This is a genomic window from Mycetocola sp. BIGb0189 (assembly GCF_024810155.1).
Classification (GTDB): Bacteria; Actinomycetota; Actinomycetes; order Actinomycetales; family Microbacteriaceae; genus Mycetocola; species Mycetocola lacteus.
The window spans coordinates 255,139-271,886 of record NZ_JANUED010000006.1 but is presented as its reverse complement, the minus strand read 5'-3'; the positions used below and the strand labels follow the sequence as shown (position 1 = coordinate 271,886).

Sequence of the window (16,748 nt, the reverse complement as noted above, 5' to 3'; positions counted from 1 at the left end):
GGCCCGCCGTCGTTCTTGGGGGTGTGGGGGCCGGCGTGGGCGCGGTGCGGCGCGCGGCCCCGCGCGGGCGGGCCCCCCCCCCCCCCCCCCGCGGGGGGGGGGGGGGGGGGGGGGCCCCCCCCCCCCCCCCCCGTCTCTGCCGTGCAGGACACCCCGGCGAGCGCTAGCGTCCGCCCATACCGCTGGTCACGATGCCGCGCACCAGGTGCTTCTGCAGCACGATCAGTAGCAGCACCGTGGGCACCATCGAGATCACCGACGCCGCCATCACCAGGTGCCACTGGCTGCCCTGCTGTCCGAAGAAGGACTGGAGCCCCAGCGGGATCGTCCCCAGGGCGTTGATGTCATTCACCACGATCAACGGCCAGAGGAACGAATTCCAGTAGGCGATAAAGGTGAACACCGCGAGCACCGCCATCGAGGGGCGCGCGAGCGGCAGCATGATCAGCAGGAAGGTGCGCACGGTTCCGGCACCGTCCACCCGGGCCGCATCATCCAGCTCATAGGGCACGGTCATAAAGAACTGCCGCAGCAGGAATGCACCCAGTGCGGTGAAGGCCCAGGGGATGATCAGGGCCTGGAAGGTGTCCACCCAGCCAAACTGCTGCATCATCACGTACATCGGAACCACCAGCACGTCCTGCGGAATCATCAGCGTGGCCAGGAACAGCACAAACACCAGGTTGCGCCCGCGCCAGCGAATGCGGGAGAAGGCATAGCCGCTGAGCACCGCGACGGCCATGTTGATCGTGGTTCCGGCCACCGCCACAAACAGGCCGTTAAGCATGAACTTCCCAAACGGCAAGAAGGTGAAGGCCTCGACGTAGTTTTCCCAGCGCAGCTGGTCACCCCACAGCGTGGGCGGGGTGGTGAACACCTGATCGGCGGGCTTGAGTGAGGTCGCCACCATATAGATCAGCGGGACCATAAACCCCAGCGCGACGATGCACAGCAGGAGATAGCCGATGACCCGACGGATTCGTTTCGCCGGGGTGAGCTGCACCCGACGTCGCACCGCGATGCTACTCATAGTGCACCCACTTTCGCTGACCGATGAACTGCACGGCGGTAACGCCGAGGATGATGACAAAGAGGATCCAGGCGGCCGCCGAGGCCACGCCCAGCTGCTGATAGCGGAACCCCTGGTTGTAGATGAACTGCACCAGCGTCATCGTGGAGGATCCGGGACCGCCCTTGGTTAGGATGAACGGCTGCACAAACACCTGGAACGAGGTGATCAGCGTCATCATCGTGGCAAAGAAGATCGAGGGCGTGATCAGAGGGAACTTCACACTCCAGAACGCGGTCCAGGCATTGGCACCGTCCAGCTGGGCGGCCTCGATCTGGTTCTCGGGCACCGAGTCCAGGGCGGCCGAGAAGATCAGCATGTTGTAACCAAAGCCCTGCCAGACGCTCATCGCGACGATCGCGATCATCGCCCAGTTGGCATCGGCGAGGAAGTTGGGGGCGGGGAAACCGAAGATCGACTGGGTGGCCCCATCGATCAGTCCGCCGGGCTGATAGATCAGCCTCCACACCACCACGTTGGCCACGATCGGGGTCACCACGGGGATGAAGAAGATGACCCGGAAGATGTGGCGGTGCCGGATCCGCGGGGTGAGCCAGGCGGCGAGGGCCAGCGAAACCGCGAGGTTCAGCGGCACGTAGAGAACCGTGAAGAACAGGGTGTTACGGATGGTCTCCAGGAACACCGGGTCGCCGAGCAGGGCCGCATAGTTGTCGAGGCCGATGAATTTCTGCTCGCCGATCATCGGCCAGTTGTGCATGCTCACCACCAGGGAGGCGATGATCGGCACCAGGGTGAAGATGATCAGGCCCAGCGCGTGCGGGGCGGCAAAGGCCGCACCCCACCAGGAGCGTCGCCCGCGCTGGTCGGCGCTCTCGGGGCGCGGGGCCTTTTTCGCCGAGCGGATGGTCTGCGTCACGGTGTCCCCCGATCCCGGCCGGCACCCACGCGCCGCCTCATCGAGGCCGCCGGGTGGTTCATGCCGCGCTCAGATCAAAGCTCACCAGCACCGGACCGGCAACCTCGGGCACCGGAACCAGGATGCGGGCACCCTCGGCGGTGGCTTCGGCGGATACCGGGGTGCCGTGGGCATCCCGTGCGGTGCTCAGGACGATCTCCGCGGGCAGCCCACCGAGTACCACCTCACCGGGTGACCCGATGAATGCGTGCACGGTGTTGCCGGTGCGGGTCCAGCGCACCCACGGCTCATCCCGATTGCCGCCGGCGGAATAGGGCTCGGAGTCAAAGACCGCGTGGCCGTTGAGGTCGTTCCAGGCACCCAGGTGTTCGAGGGTTTCGCGCTGGCCCTCGGGGACCTCGCCGGAGGCGGTCAGTCCGATGTTGAGCAGGAAGTTGCCGCCGCGAGCGACGATGTCGATGAAGTTTGCGGCGGCGTCGGGGCCGCTCAGCAGGTGGGAGGCATCCTCCAGCTGGTTGAATCCGAACGAGTAGCCCACGCCACGGCAGTTTTCCCAGGCCTGGCCGTCCCCCTCGGCACCGCGGCCGTGCTCGTACTCGCTGGTGCGGTAGTCCCAGTGGGTTTCGCCCCAGCGGTCATTGGAGACCCCGTCGGGACGCAGCGTGTAGAACTTTTCAAACAGGTTCTCCATGCTGAACGGGCCCGAGGGCTTGCCCGCATCGGGCCACTCGATGTCTCCCCAGAGCACGTCGGGGGCATAGCGATCAAGCAGGTCATCCACGTGGTGGTACGCGTATTCGGCATAGCCCGCGTCGAGGGGACGCAGATCCTCCTCCTCGTTGGCGATCGGCGGAATCTCGGGACGGAAGTGCCAGTCCAGGCCGCCGGAGTAGTACACGCCAAAGCGGAGGCCGGCCTTACGGGTGGCGTCGGCGAACTCGCCGATCAGGTCACGCCGGGGTCCTCGGGCCACGGTGTTACGGCCGTTGGTGCCCGGCGCATCCCACAGGGTCACCCCGTCATGGTGCTTGGTAGTGGGGACAAAGTAGCGGGCACCGGTGCGACGAACCAGATCGAGGACCGCATCCGCATCGAAGTTCTCGGCCTTCCAGGCATCGATAAAGTCGTCATAGGGTGCGCCACCGTATACGGTCTTCTGGTGTTCTGCCGCCGGGCTGCCCTCGATGCGGATGGTGTTGAAGTACCACTCCGCATACGGGTTGTGCTTAAACCAGTGGGTCTTCTCGATCGTGCCCAGCGCGCCGATCGGCTCGCCCCAGGCCGGCACCGAGTACGGACCCCAGTGCACAAAGATGCCCAGTTTTGCGCCGCTGAACCAGGCCGGGGTGGGACGCTCAAAGCGTGCGTAGTTGTCGGGACGGACGGGGTTGTCCTGGAACATGGCCATGGGATCTCCTTTGATGGTGGCCGAATGGGGAAACCGGGTGCCGCACGCGGCGGCACCCGGGAAAACTACTTACTGGGAATCTGTGCGGCAATCTGCTTGAGGACTTCGGCCCCGGTGGACTGCCCGTTGATCGCCTGGATCGCATACTGGGCAAGCAGCTGGTTGATCTGCTCGGAGGCCGGGTTTCCCGGCAGCGGGATTGCGGACTTCTGGGCGGCGGCGAAGGTTTCCTCCACACCGTCCAGTCCCGTGTTGGCGAACCATGCGGGCTGTGCGGCGGTGCGGGCGGGGAACGCGCGACCGGCACTGGCGAGCTCGGTGAGCACCTTTTCTCCGGTCATCGTGGTGATGGCCTTGAGTGCGTCCTCGGGCTGATCGCACTGCTTGGAGATACCAAAGCCGGATCCGGCCGAGTAGGTTGCCGGGGTGGTTCCGGCCGGCAGGGTGGCCACACCCAGGTCAAACTTAACCTTGGCCTTCTGGCCGAGCAGCGAGAACGCACCATCGATGTAGCTTGCGGCGTCTCCGTTGACAAACGCATTGTCATCGGCGCTGCTGTCGGCACCGCTGGCCTGGGTCGCGTACCCCTTCTTTACCAGCGAGTTCAGCCAGTCCAGACCCTTCGCAAACTCGGGGTTTTCGATGTCCAGGGATCCGTCGGATTTGAGCAGCTTTCCGCCGTTGTAGGCGAGCATCTGGGACTCAAGGTAGAGGTCTTCGACGGTCGAGGCGAACAGGGTCTTGCCCTTGGCCTTGAACTTTTCTCCGGCGGCCTCGAACTGGTCAACACTCCAGTCCGGGGTGGGCAGCTCAACACCGGCTTCGCGGAACATGTCCTTGTTGTAGAACAGCAGCATGGGGCCGGTGTCATAGGGCAGCGCGTAGAGTTTGCCGTCCACGGTCAGGCCGTCCAGGGCCGAACGGTCATACTCATCGAGGTTGAGACCGGACTTCTTCACCAGCTCATCCAGCGGCAGCAGACCCTCGGTGTAGTTGGAGACGCGCAGGCTCTGCATTGAGACGATGCACGGGGCGTTGTTGGAGCTCAGCTGGGTGCTGATCTTGGTCCAGTAGTCGTTCCAGGGCGCACCCTGGATGGTGACCTTCACCCCGGGGTTGTCGGTGGTGACCTGATCGGCCACCTTCTGCCAGGCGTTCTGGTCTTCCTGGCCGGCGATCCACATCGCCCAGGTCAGTGAGCCGGCCTCTTTCTTCGAGTCGCCGGAACCGCTGCATCCGGCGAGGGTGAGAGCCGCAGCCGCGGCCACTGCCACCCCAAACATCAGACGACGCTTCATTGCAAGTCCTCCTTGGTCATGGCGATCGCAGACATCCGATGATCCGGCGCCTCGATGCGCAGTGCTACTCAAACACATAAACATCGGAGCTGTCAAGCGAATTTTTCAGTCTTGCCCGATCTGAAAATTTGCTCAGTTTTGGCGGTAAATAGCGCAGATACAGGGAATCGGGCACCTTCTCGCCAAAATGACGTGAAGATGCCCGATTTTTAACATCTGATGTATTTGCGCACGGTCGCGCCAACCGCTAGGAGTGCGTGAGCGGGACCAGACGGGTAAGTTGTGTGACGTGTGCGGGTTCGAGCTCGTCCAGGCTCGCCACCCCGAGCAGCTTCATGGTGCGCACAATCTCCCCCTGCAGGATCTGGATCGCCCGATCAACACCCTCGCGGCCACCGGCCATCAGCCCGTAGAGATACGCGCGGCCGATCAGGGTGAAGCGGGCGCCGTGGGCGACCGCGGCCACGATGTCGGCACCGTTCATGATCCCGGTGTCCAGCAGGATCTCGGTGTCGGCCCCCACCTCCTTCACCACGCGCGGCAGCAGGTGGAACGGGATCGGGGCGCGATCAAGCTGGCGTCCACCGTGGTTGGACAGCACGATCCCGTCGGCCCCCAGATCCACCGCGAGCTTCGCATCGGCGAGGGACTGCACCCCCTTGACCACGAGTTTGCCCTTCCACTGCTCCCGAATGAAGCGCAGATCCTCGGGCCCGAGGGTCGGGTCAAACATCGTATCGATCAGCGCGGCCACGGTACCCGACCAGCGATCCAGCGAGGCGAAGGCCAGCGGCTCGGTGGTGAGGAAGTTGATCCACCAGGCCGGACGCGGAATCGCATTCACGATGGTTTTCGGGGTCAGGCTTGGCGGAATGGTCATGCCGTTGCGTACATCACGGAGGCGCGCGCCACCCACGGGGGTGTCTACGGTGACCACGAGGGTGTCATAGCCCGCCGCGGCCGCCCGCTCCACCAGGGCCAGCGAGCGTTCCCGCTCGGTCCACATATACAGCTGGAACCAGTTGCGGCCACCCGGTGCGGCCGCGGCCACGTCCTCGATCGAGGTGGTGCCCATCGTCGAGAGGGTAAAGGGGATGCCCGCGGCGGCCGCGGCGGCGGCACCGGCCCGCTCCCCCTCGGTCTGCATCATTCGGGTAAACCCGGTGGGGGCGATTCCGAAGGGCAGCGCGACCCGATCCCCGAGCACCGTGCGCGAGGTGTCCACCCGGGAAACATCACGCAGGACGGCCGGATGGAACTCGATATCCGAAAACGCCTGTCGCGCCCGGGCCAGCGAGATCTCACTCTCGGCCGCGCCGTCGGTGTAATCGAAGGGGGCGGTAGGGGTGACCCGTTTGGCGATCAGCCGCAGGTCGGCGATCGTGGAAGCCTGGGCGAGCCGGCGCGTACGCGCGTTGAACTCGGGCTTTTTGAAGCGCATCAGCGGAGCCAGATCCCGTGGGCGGGGAATGCGTCGTTCTACCATGATGTCCTTTCCCGGGGGGAATTTTCGTTCGTGTGGTCAGACCACAGGTGTGTATAAAAATCTCGGCGTGGATCCCGGCTCGGGACCCGGGCCGGCGAGCGCTAGCCGTTAATGGAGGAGCGCAGCCACTCCTCAACCCCGAGCACGTGTGCGGTCACCCGCGCCTTAACCAGCTCGGGATCGCGGGATTCCAGCGCATCCACGATGGCTGCATGCTCGGCCAGGGTACGCTCAACCGCGCTCTCCTGGGTGAGCCCGCGCCAGATGCGCGCGCGCACGGTGGCACTGGAGAGCGCCTGCAGGAGGCTGGAGAGGTAGCTGTTGCCGCTGGAATCGATCAGATGACGATGGAATTCCACATCGTGCGCAACCAGTTCCTCGACACTCATGCCCTCATGCGCGCGGGCGGCCTCCTCGCGCAGGGTAGCCAGCTCCTCGGGCGTGATCCGCCCGGTGGCCATCGCACTCGCGGCGGGCTCCAGGATGCGGCGCACCTCGAAGAGCTCCAGGACGGAGTCGTCGTGGTGCATCTCCACCACAAACGCCAGCGCCTCCATCAGGTTTTCGGGTTCGAGGTCGGTCACATAGGTGCCGTCGCCGCGGCGCACCCGCAGCACGCCGATCACATCGAGCGCCTTCACGGCCTCGCGCAGCGAGCTGCGGGAGATCCCCAGCATGTCGCTGAGTTCCTGTTCCGGGGGCAGGCGCTCCCCCGGGCCGAGCTGACCACTCACGATCATGTCTCGGATTCGCGTCATCGCATCATCTGTTACCGGCATATCGATATCGTACGACACCGAGAGAACATCCGTCCTATTTTGCCGAAAATTTCTTTTTTCGGGTTTTTCTTCGCCGCTTGCGCGCTAAAGATCGGATGTATAGTGTGTGAGTCGAGCGAGCAATCCGCAGCGCACAAAGGAGTCCCTGTGAGTTATCTAACCGCCATCACCACCCACGACGTCCGCTTTCCGACCTCCCGGTCCCTGGACGGATCGGATGCGATGAACGCGGATCCCGACTATTCGGCCGCCTATCTGACCCTGGAAACCTCTGCGGGCGATGCCGGCCACGGGTTTGTGTTCACGATCGGGCGCGGCAATGAGATTCAAACCACGGCGATCGCCTCGGTGGCCGCCCGCCTCGAGGGCCGCGACGTCGAGGAACTCCTCGCGGATATGGGAGGCACCTGGCAGGAGCTAGTCCACGACTCACAGATTCGCTGGCTCGGCCCGGAAAAGGGCGTCAGCCATATGGCCATCGGCGCGGTCGTCAACGCGCTCTGGGACCTCAAGGCCAAGCGCGCGGGTCTGCCGCTCTGGCAGCTCCTTTCCCGGATGAGCCCCGAGGAGATCGTGGACCTGGTCGATTTCCGCTACCTGACCGATGCCCTCACCCGCGATGAGGCCCTGGAGATCCTGCGCGCCGCCGAGCCCGGACGCACGGCACGCGAGGCCACGCTGCTCGCCGAGGGCTTCCCCGGCTACACCACCTCGCCGGGCTGGCTCGGCTACTCGGATGAGAAGCTGGCGCGCCTCTGCCGCGAGGCCCTGGACGCGGGCTTTACCCAGATCAAGCTCAAGGTGGGGGCCGACCTGGACAGCGATATCCGCCGGATGGGGATCGCCCGGGAGATCTGCGGGCCCGGCTTCCCCATCGCCATCGATGCCAACCAGCGCTGGGATGTGGAGCAGGCCATCACCTGGATTCGCGCGTTGGCCCCGTTCGATGTGGCCTGGGTTGAGGAGCCCACGAGCCCCGACGATGTGGTCGCCCACGCGGCCATCGCCAGGGCAATCGCCCCGATCCCGGTGGCCACCGGCGAGCACATGGCCAACCGCATCCTCTTTAAGCAGCTGCTCCAACTGCACGGTGCCGAGGTCATCCAGATCGACGCTACCCGGGTGGCCGGGGTCAATGAAAACGTGGCGATCCTGCTGCTCGCCGCCAAGTTTGGTGCCCGGGTGTGCCCACACGCGGGCGGGGTGGGGCTGTGTGAGGCCGTACAGCACCTCTCAATGTTTGACTTCATCGCGGTCTCGGGCACCCGGGAGGGCCGAATGATCGAGTTTGTTGACCACCTGCACGAGCACTTTGTCACGCCGGTACACCTGCGTGATGGGAGCTATCTCCCCCCGCTGACCCCCGGTGCCGGGACCGAAATCCTGCACACCACCCTGCGCGAATTTGCGTTCCCCGATGGGCCGATCTGGCGGGCCGAACACGCCCAGACCCCGCTCGGCATCCGATAGATTTTGTCTCGACCCGTAGGAGTTTCCCCATGAGCCTCGATACCCTTCCCACCCGTGCCCTGGGCCGCGGCGGCCTCCGTGCCGGCCCCTTCGCATTCGGTGCCGCCCAGATCGCAAACCTCTACCGCGAGGTGGATGATGCGAGCGCCCGCGCGGCGGTGGATGCCGCCTGGGACGCCGGAGTGCGCTACTTTGACAGCGCCCCGCACTATGGACTCGGGCTCTCCGAGCGCCGCCTCGGCGAGGCCCTGGCCTCGCGCCCCCGGGACGAATACGTCCTCTCCACCAAGGTTGGTCGGCTGCTGAAACCGCGGGCCGCAAACGGCGAGGTGGATGATGAGGGCTTCGCGGTACCCCGCGCCTTTGAACGGGTGCGCGATTACAGCCGGGATGGTGTGCTGCGTTCGATCGAGGCGAGCCTCACTCGGCTGGGGACCGACCGGATCGACGTGGTGTTTGTGCACGATCCCGACGAGTATGAGGCCGAGGCCCTTGCGAGCGCGTTCCCGGCGCTGGATGAGCTGCGCCGGGAGGGTGTCATCGCGTCCTACGGTGCGGGGATGAATCAGTCGGCCATGCTCGCCCGGTTTGTCCGTGAGACCGACCTGGACGTGATCATGCAGGCCAACCGGTACACGCTGCTCGAGCAGGAACCGCTGGATGATCTGCTGCCCGCGGCTCTCGACCGAAACGTGAGCATCGTGGCCGCCGCGGTGTTCAACTCGGGCCTGCTGGCCCGGGACCGTCCCGCGGCGGACGCCCCCTACAATTACGGACCCGCGGGCGCCGAGCTCATCGCACGGGTCAACCGCATCGCCGATGTGTGTGAGGCGCACGGCGTCACCCTCCCCGCGGCGGCCGCCCAGTTCCCGCTCGCCCATCCCGCGGTTGCCACCGTGTGCCTGGGGTCCCGCACGGCCGAACAGGTCATCCGCAATGCGGCGCTGTTCGAGGTGGAAATCCCGGATGCACTGTGGAGCGATCTCGTCGGTGCCGGTCTGCTGCGCGCCGACGCCCCGGTCCCGGGAGCGCGCTAGCTGATGTCGGCGCTGATCGACGCCCACCTGCACGTATGGGATCGTACCCGGGCACGCTATGAGTGGCTGAACGATTCCCATGCCCCGATCAACCGGGACATGCCCCTGGCCGAAGCGCCCCTCACCGCGGCCGGTGTGAGCGGGGCAATCCTGGTGCAGGCGGCGGATAACCCCGAGGACACCGCGCATATGCTCGCGGTGGCCGCCGCGGATTCCCGGATCCTCGGGGTGGTGGGCTACGTCCCCCTGCACGAGCCGGACCTGGCAGCCGCGGCGCTTGATCGGCTGAGCACCGAGCCGGCGATCGTGGGCATCCGTAACCTGACCCATGATCGCGCCGATCCCGACTGGCTGGTGCGCCCCGAGGTTCTGGCGGGCATCGCGCTGGTGGCCGAACGCGGGCTCCCCCTGGATATCGTTGCCGCGCTCCCCCGGCACCTGGAACACATCCCGGTCATCGCCGACCGCTTCCCCGACCTGCGGATCATCCTGGACCACCTGGGCACACCACCGGTGGGCGGCGACCTGGATGCTCACTGGCACGGCGCGCTGGCCGACGCGGCCGCGCGCCCCAACGTCTGGGCCAAGGTGTCCGGGCTGTATCCCGCGGGACGAGCATCCGCGACCGTGGCCGAGCTGGAACCGGTGCTCACCCGGGCGCTGCGGTGCTTTGGTGCCGACCGCCTGATGCTCGGATCCGACTGGCCCATCAATGAGCTCTTTGGAGGCCCCGCGGAAACCTGGCGGGCGCTGCTGGCCCTCACCGATACCCTCACCCTCGATCAGCGGGCGGCCCTGCGCCACCGCACGGCCGAGCGCGCCTATGCGCTCACCCCTGGAAAGGATCCCCATGAGTGACAGCATCCGCCGTGTGGCCTCGGTCATCGGCCTGCCCCCGGAACACCGCGCCGAATACGAGCGTCTACACGCGGCCGTATGGCCGAGCGTGCTTGAGCAAATCGCACGCAGCAACATTCGTAACTACTCGATTTACCGTCACGGCGACCTCCTGTTCTCCTATTTCGAGTACGTGGGAACCTCCTATGAGGCGGATATGGCGGCGATGGGGGCCGATCCCGCCACCCGTGAGTGGTGGGCCCTCACCGAACCGCTTCAGGCACCGCTCCCCATGCGCGATCCCGCCAACTGGTGGGCCACACTGCCCGAGGTTTTCCACACGGACTAGCCGTGGGACCCCGATGCGCCACGGCCGGGTGCAGCAGCTTCGTCGCATTTGAGCCCCCGTCAGAAAACCCTAGACTCGGATCTACGTTTCATGCATCGCGCGTGAATGCAACGATCGGAGCCCTGCGTGTCAGACGCGAACGACCCCCGCCGCACCCCGGAGAAATCCGAGGATTCCGGACGCCGCGGTCCCGCTCCGCGCCGCTCTCGCCGGCGCGTGCTGATCTGGATCGCGGTGCCCGTGCTGGTGGGCCTTGTGGCCACCGGGGTGATCATCCAATCCTTTTTCACCGGTGCCCGCGACCCCGACGCTGCCCCCTCCGACTGGCCGGCCGCCCCGGCCACCTCGACGCCCGGAAACGGACGAGGGGAACCGCCCGAGCGCGATTCCGCCCGCACCGTGGATCTCCGTTCCCAGCCCGGCCCGCGCAGCGCGCCGTTCACCAACCCGCAACTCCTCACCTCCCTGCTGCCCAGCGAAACCGCCGAGTATACGATGACCTCGATGCTCCCCACGGGCGCGAGCACCATCATCGTCTGCTGGGGCACCCCCGAGTCGGCGGGCATTTCAATGCAGCGCCTGGACCTGGAAACGGGCGAGGCCCTGTGGGAGGTTCCGGGTGTGAACTGCGGAAACATCGTGCTCTCGGGCGATGGAAAATCCGTGGTCCTGGTGCGTAACGAGGATCCCGGCGAGTACACCCAGCGCACCGGACTGTACGGGTTTGATGTGGAGACCGGTGCCGAGCTCGGCACCGCGATCATCGATGGCCGATTCTTTCCCTACGAAAACACCCGAGGCGTGATCTCGGCGCGGCCGAAGCAATTCGCGGCGGCCGGGCCGCTGCCATCCTCACTGGATGACAGCGTCGTGCTCTACAGCGCGGACACCATCCGTCGTTACGATCCGCGCAGCCTGGATAAGCCGCGCTGGTCGTGGACGGCGACCTCTGCCGACGCGCCGGTCAGCGAAGCGGACGAGACACCGCGCTTCGCGGTCTCGGATTCACACGTGTTTGTTGGCGACGCCCTGGTCAGTCTCGCCGATGGATCGTCGCGGAGATTCGACACTCTGCAACGCGACGCCACCTATACGCTCGCCGCCCCCGGAATGCTGGTGGAACAAACAGTTCCGGGCGAGGGAAAAACCTCCGTCCGACTGCTTCGGGCCGACAGCGGAAAAACCGTCTGGGCACATACCTTCGGTGGCAATTCCACCCGACTCGAGTATGTCGACGACCGCTATGTCCGAATTACCCGGGCGTCTTCCGACATCAGCTATCTGGACGCGCACACGGGCAAGCTCCTCCGCGAGGGAACACGAGATGAGACGCGGGAACCACTCTTCGCCGATCGCGAGATCACCGTAACCGTGGATCCCACCCAGAACATGGCACCACTGGTGCTGGACACCGCCACCGGGAACAAGCGGTTTGCGCTGCCCGCACCCACGGATTCGACCCCCACCTGGAGGGTGGCCGGACGCTCGACGGACACCCTCTACCTGTTTGAGGCTCGGGAGGGCTCACGGCCCTCGCGACTGTTCGGGGTGGACCTGGCATCCGGACGCACACTCTGGGAGCACGCGGTACCGGGTTCGGATGTTCAATACTATGCCGTGGGCGACCAGTTGGTCGGGGTGGACTTCCTCCAGTTTGGGCTCACCGGCGCGCGCAGCCTCTACGGCCTGGGCGAAGCGGGTTAACAACACACGGCGGGTGGCATGGTCAACCATGCCACCCGCCGTGTGTGTACGGGAGACTAACCGAGCGCGTTGGCCTGGGCGATCTTGCCCAGCAGGCCGTTCACAAACCCGGCGGAGTCATCCGTCGAGAACTGCTTGGCGGCCTCCACGGCCTCGTCGATGGCCACGGCCACCGGGACCTGCGGGTTGAAGAGCATCTCCCAGACGCCGATGCGGAGGATCGCACGATCCACCACGGGCATCCGGGCGAGGGTCCAGCCCTGCGCGTAGGTTTCCAGCTGCTCGTCGATCTCGGCGGCGTGATCAAACACACCGTCCACGATCTCCCGGGCGTAGAGCCACGATGCTTCACGCGCGGGTTCATGCGCGGCGCGCGCGGCCTCGGCGGTCAGGATCACGTGGATCGGCTGATCGCGGACGTCCGCGCCGTACAGCATATCGAGTGCCCGCTTGCGGGCTTTAGTTCTGGCGCTCACTACTAGTCGTTCACGCGGCCCAGGTAGTCACCGGTGCGGGTGTCTACCTTGACGCGGGTGCCACTCTCAACAAACAGCGGGACCTGGATCTCGTATCCGGTCTCGATGGTTGCCGGCTTGGTGCCACCGGTGGAACGGTCGCCCTGCAGGCCCGGGTCGGTGTGGGTGATGGTGATAACCACCGAGGCGGGCAGGTCCACGTACAGCGGGTTGCCGTTGTTCAGGGCGATGGTGACGGCCTGGTTCTCGAGCAGGAAGTTTGCTGCGTCGCCCACGACGGCGGCGGGTACGTTGATCTGGTCGTAGTCGGTGGCGTCCATGAAGACATAGGCATCGCCATCGGCGTAGAGGTAGGTGAAGTCGCGGCGGTCGACGCTCTCCAGCTCGATCTTGGTGCCGGCGTTGTAGGTCTTGTCTACGGTCTTACCGGAGACGACGTTCTTCATCTTGGTGCGCACAAAAGCGCCACCCTTGCCCGGCTTGACGTGCTGGAAGTCGATTACGGTCCAGAGCTGTCCGTCAATCTTGAGGACAACGCCGTTCTTGATGTCAGCGGTAGATGCCATGAAAAGCGGTTCCGTTCAGTTAAAAAAGGTACGATCGGGTGCGACCGACCCACCCATCTTAGTAGACGCGCCGTGAACCTTCAAAGAACGGCGCGCGCGGGCCCGCCTAGCGGCCGGCAAACCCGGTCAGCTGAACGAGCGCCAGGCGGTAGGAATCGAATCCAAATCCGGCGATCACCCCGGTGGAAACGGCAGAAATAACGCTGGTGTGCCGGAACTCCTCGCGGGCGTGCACGTTGGAGATGTGCACCTCGATCAGCGGAACCCCGGGCTCATGGAGCAGCGCGATGGCATCCCGCAGCGCATAGCTGTAGTGGGTCAGCGCGCCCGCGTTGAGGATCACCGGGGTGCCCGCATCGGCGGCCTCGTGGATCCACTCGACCAACTGCCCCTCATAGTTGCTCTGGCGCAGGTCGATCTCGACACCCTCGGGAGCATCCTCCTGGAGGATGCGCGCGAGGTCGTCGAGGGTCCCCGAACCGTACACCTCGGGCTGACGGGTGCCCAGGCGGTTGAGGTTCGGGCCGTTGAGGACAAGAATGCGGGTCATGATCGCAGACTACCGGATCCTAGGACCCGATCTCCTGATATGCGGCAAACAGGAGCGAGGTTTCCGGGGCGGTCAGCACGCTGGGCTTGCCAATATCATCCAGCACGATGAAGCGCAACATGCCCGCGCGCACCTTCTTATCGCGCTGCATGGTGGCCAGCAGCGTATTCCAGCGGCCCACGGGGTAGCTGGTGGGCAGATCCAGCGAGTCGAGGATCGCTCGGGTGCGGTCCACGGCCTCATCGGAGAGGCGACCCGCCAGGCGCGAAAGCTCGGCAGCAAACACCATGCCCACCGCAACCGCGGCACCGTGACGCCACTGGTAGCGCTCGGCGTGCTCGATCGCGTGTCCCAGGGTGTGCCCGTAGTTAAGGATTTCGCGCAGACCCGCCTCGCGGAAGTCCTCGCCCACTACCCGGGCCTTCATGTCGATCGAGAGTTCAATCACCCGGCGGAACTCATCGGTTTCCGGGTTGGTGGCCACGGCAACATCGGCCTCGATGATGTCGAGGATCTCCGGGTAGTAGATGAACCCGGCCTTGACGATCTCGGCGAAGCCGGTGAGGATCTCGTTGCGCGGCAGGGTGTCGAGCACCGAGAGGTCGGCGAAGACGGCCGAGGGGGCGTGGAACACACCCACCAGGTTCTTGCCCTCGTTGGTGTTGATGCCGGTCTTGCCACCCACGGCGGCGTCGACCATAGCCAGCACCGAGGTGGGCAGCGAGATCAGCTTGACCCCGCGCAGCCAGGTGGCCGCCACGAAGCCGGCGAGGTCGGTGATGGCACCGCCACCAAAACCGATCACCGCATCGGTGCGGGCAAAGTCGGCCTGGCCGAGGATCTGCCAGCAGAAGGCGGCGACCTCCACGCGCTTGGCGGCCTCGGCATCGGGCACCTCGGCCAGGAGCACCTGATAGTGCTCGGCCAGGGTCTCACGCAGGGCGGCGGCGCGGGCACCCAGGGTCGGCGGGTGCACGATCAGTACCTTCTGCACCCCCTCGCCGAGCACGGCGGGGATCCCGCCATAGATGTCTCGACCGATGATGACCTCATAGTCACCCTGCGGGGAGGAAACGGGAACGATGGTGGGTTCGGGGGTACTCATGAGTTCTCCTTAGCCCACGCGGCAATCTTGCCACCGAGGGCGGTGATGTGTCCGGCGGAGGTGTCAAAGCGAACGCTGGCAACCTCCTCGTACAGGGCGCGACGCTCGGTGAAGATGCGCAGCCAGGCGTCGGGGTCGTTCTGCACCAGCGGGCGTTTGCCGCCGCGCAGGCGTCCACGCACCACCCGCTCCGACACGGTCAGGTAGATGGTGGGCAATCCGCGCAGGGTTGCGCGGGTGTCGGCATCCAGCACCGATCCCCCACCGAGCGAAACCACGGCGGGTTCGGTGAGGGCCTGGGCCACCACCTCGCGTTCGATGGCGCGGAAACCGGCCTCGCCCACCCGCTCGAAGATCCCGGCGATCTCGCCGTGCTCGGCGACGATGCGCTGGTCGGTATCGATGAACGGGCGATCCAGGTCGCGGGCGAGCCGGCGACCAATCTTCGTTTTTCCCGAGCCCATCGGACCGACCATCGCGATCGTCTTGGGGACTTGCTGATTACTCACCGGCGGCGAGCTCCGGGTTGGAGGTCTCGGCGGTGTGCAGGTTGGCTGCCAGGTGGGCGCGGTAGGCGTCGAGGTTGCGACGGGTCTCCACGATCGAGTCGCCCCCGAACTTCTCCAGCACCGAGTTGGCCAGCACGAGCGCAACCATGGCCTCGGCGACCACGCCGGCGGCGGGAACGGCACAGACATCCGAGCGCTGGTGGTGGGCACCGGCGGCCTCGCCGGTTGCGGTGTCCACGGTACGCAGCGAGTGCGGCACGGTGGCGATCGGCTTCATGCCGGCGCGCACGCGCAGCACGGTTCCGGTGCTCATGCCGCCCTCGATGCCGCCCGCGCGGTCGCTTGAGCGCACGATCACGCCGTCCTCGATGAACAGCTCATCGTGGGCGGCCGAACCGCGACGGCGGGTGGTCTCGAAACCGTCACCGATCTCGACACCCTTGATCGCCTGGATACCCATGATCGCCTGCGCCAGCTGGGCGTCGAGGCGACGGTCCCAGTGCACGTGCGAACCGAGTCCGGGCGGCAGGTTGTAGGCGAGCACCTCAACCACGCCACCGATGGTGTCGCCGTTCTTTTTGGTGTCATCCACCTCGGCCACCATCTTGGCCGAGGTGTCGGCGTCGAAGCAGCGCAGCGGATCGGCGTCCAGCGCGTCCACGTCGCCGGGCAACGGGAGCGCGGTGCCGTCCGGAACGCGGATCGGTCCGATCGCGATGGTGTGCGAGACCAGCTCAACACCCAGCTCGTTCAGGAACGACTTGGCCACCGCACCGAGGGCCACGCGGGCCGCGGTCTCGCGGGCGCTGGCGCGCTCGAGAATCGGACGAGCCTCGTCAAAGTTGTACTTCTGCATGCCCACCAGGTCGGCGTGACCGGGACGCGGACGGGTCAGCGGCGCGCCGCGACCACGGGACATGTCCGAGAGCTCCACCGGCTCCGGGCTCATGACCTCGGTCCACTTGGGCCACTCGGTGTTCCCCACGCGCAGCGCAACCGGACCACCCAGGGTGAATCCGTGACGCACGCCACCGGAGATGTGCAGCTCGTCGGCCTCAAACTTCATCCGCGATCCACGACCATAACCGAGCTTGCGGCGGGCGAGGTCCTCGCGGATGGCGTCCATCGACACCGGGACGCCCGAGGGCAGCCCCTCAACGATTGCGATCAGTTCCGGGCCGTGAGATTCTCCGGCGGTGAGCCAACGAAGCATGGCACCTATCTTTCC

The 16,748-nt window shown here is 65.8% G+C and carries 17 protein-coding genes; 5 read left to right on the top strand and 12 right to left on the bottom strand.

The genetic code is table 11. The features are described from left to right. Positions 1-163: 163 nt before the first annotated feature. The 6 genes from M2390_RS11530 to M2390_RS11505 form a co-directional block, all read right to left on the bottom strand. The gene (locus M2390_RS11530) at positions 164-1,030 is read right to left on the bottom strand and encodes a carbohydrate ABC transporter permease (RefSeq protein ID WP_259178844.1); all 867 of its coding nucleotides are present in this window, start codon (positions 1,028-1,030) and stop codon (positions 164-166) included. Next, positions 1,023-1,946, bottom strand: coding sequence for a carbohydrate ABC transporter permease (locus M2390_RS11525; RefSeq protein ID WP_259178839.1), 924 nt, complete (start codon positions 1,944-1,946; stop codon positions 1,023-1,025). Before M2390_RS11525 ends, M2390_RS11530 begins: the two co-directional genes overlap by 8 nt. A 58-nt stretch (positions 1,947-2,004) precedes the next feature. Next, entirely contained in the window at positions 2,005-3,354 is a 1,350-nt protein-coding gene (locus M2390_RS11520) for an alpha-L-fucosidase (protein ID WP_259178838.1), read from the bottom strand. A gap of 65 nt (positions 3,355-3,419) precedes the next feature. Further along, a complete protein-coding gene (locus tag M2390_RS11515) occupies positions 3,420-4,652 on the bottom strand; it encodes a sugar ABC transporter substrate-binding protein (RefSeq protein WP_259178836.1) in 1,233 nt (410 codons plus the stop codon). A 247-nt stretch (positions 4,653-4,899) separates the two neighbouring features. Continuing rightward, positions 4,900-6,138: an alpha-hydroxy acid oxidase gene (locus tag M2390_RS11510; RefSeq protein WP_259178834.1), complete on the bottom strand. Its 1,239-nt coding sequence runs from the start codon at positions 6,136-6,138 to the stop codon at positions 4,900-4,902. A 101-nt stretch (positions 6,139-6,239) separates the two neighbouring features. Next, positions 6,240-6,917: a FadR/GntR family transcriptional regulator gene (locus M2390_RS11505; protein ID WP_259178832.1), complete on the bottom strand. Its 678-nt coding sequence runs from the start codon at positions 6,915-6,917 to the stop codon at positions 6,240-6,242. A 147-nt stretch (positions 6,918-7,064) separates the two neighbouring features. Here M2390_RS11505 and M2390_RS11500 point away from each other — a divergent pair, with 147 nt between their 5' ends. The 5 genes from M2390_RS11500 to M2390_RS11480 all read left to right on the top strand — a co-directional run bounded on the left by M2390_RS11500 (position 7,065) and on the right by M2390_RS11480 (position 12,314). Next, complete coding sequence (locus M2390_RS11500; protein ID WP_259178830.1) at positions 7,065-8,387, top strand: enolase C-terminal domain-like protein; 1,323 nt, start codon at positions 7,065-7,067, stop codon at positions 8,385-8,387. A gap of 29 nt (positions 8,388-8,416) precedes the next feature. Next, a complete protein-coding gene (locus M2390_RS11495) occupies positions 8,417-9,424 on the top strand; it encodes an aldo/keto reductase (protein WP_259178828.1) in 1,008 nt (335 codons plus the stop codon). A gap of 3 nt (positions 9,425-9,427) precedes the next feature. After that, complete coding sequence (locus M2390_RS11490) at positions 9,428-10,282, top strand: amidohydrolase (RefSeq protein WP_259178827.1); 855 nt, start codon at positions 9,428-9,430, stop codon at positions 10,280-10,282. Then, on the top strand, positions 10,275-10,610 hold the full coding sequence (locus M2390_RS11485) for an L-rhamnose mutarotase (RefSeq protein ID WP_259178826.1): 336 nt from the start codon (positions 10,275-10,277) through the stop codon (positions 10,608-10,610). The genes M2390_RS11490 and M2390_RS11485 overlap by 8 nt, the downstream gene beginning before the upstream one ends. 126 nt (positions 10,611-10,736) lie before the next feature. After that, a complete protein-coding gene (locus M2390_RS11480) occupies positions 10,737-12,314 on the top strand; it encodes a PQQ-like beta-propeller repeat protein (protein ID WP_259178825.1) in 1,578 nt (525 codons plus the stop codon). A 56-nt stretch (positions 12,315-12,370) separates the two neighbouring features. Here M2390_RS11480 and nusB read toward each other — a convergent pair whose 3' ends face one another. From nusB to aroC, 6 genes are all read right to left on the bottom strand, one after another. After that, positions 12,371-12,790: a transcription antitermination factor NusB gene (gene nusB, locus M2390_RS11475; RefSeq protein ID WP_121688549.1), complete on the bottom strand. Its 420-nt coding sequence runs from the start codon at positions 12,788-12,790 to the stop codon at positions 12,371-12,373. A gap of 2 nt (positions 12,791-12,792) precedes the next feature. Continuing rightward, positions 12,793-13,356, bottom strand: coding sequence for an elongation factor P (efp, locus tag M2390_RS11470; protein WP_030143464.1), 564 nt, complete (start codon positions 13,354-13,356; stop codon positions 12,793-12,795). A 106-nt stretch (positions 13,357-13,462) separates the two neighbouring features. Next, on the bottom strand, positions 13,463-13,906 hold the full coding sequence (gene aroQ / locus M2390_RS11465) for a type II 3-dehydroquinate dehydratase (RefSeq protein ID WP_259178824.1): 444 nt from the start codon (positions 13,904-13,906) through the stop codon (positions 13,463-13,465). Positions 13,907-13,925: 19 nt separating this feature from the next. Continuing rightward, complete coding sequence (gene aroB, locus M2390_RS11460) at positions 13,926-15,011, bottom strand: 3-dehydroquinate synthase (protein ID WP_121688547.1); 1,086 nt, start codon at positions 15,009-15,011, stop codon at positions 13,926-13,928. Then, the gene (locus M2390_RS11455; protein ID WP_259178821.1) at positions 15,008-15,520 is read right to left on the bottom strand and encodes a shikimate kinase; all 513 of its coding nucleotides are present in this window, start codon (positions 15,518-15,520) and stop codon (positions 15,008-15,010) included. The genes aroB and M2390_RS11455 overlap by 4 nt, the downstream gene beginning before the upstream one ends. Continuing rightward, positions 15,513-16,733 (bottom strand): chorismate synthase, encoded by a 1,221-nt coding sequence (aroC, locus tag M2390_RS11450; protein ID WP_259178820.1) that lies wholly within the window; start codon positions 16,731-16,733, stop codon positions 15,513-15,515. Before aroC ends, M2390_RS11455 begins: the two co-directional genes overlap by 8 nt. Positions 16,734-16,748 lie beyond the last annotated feature (15 nt).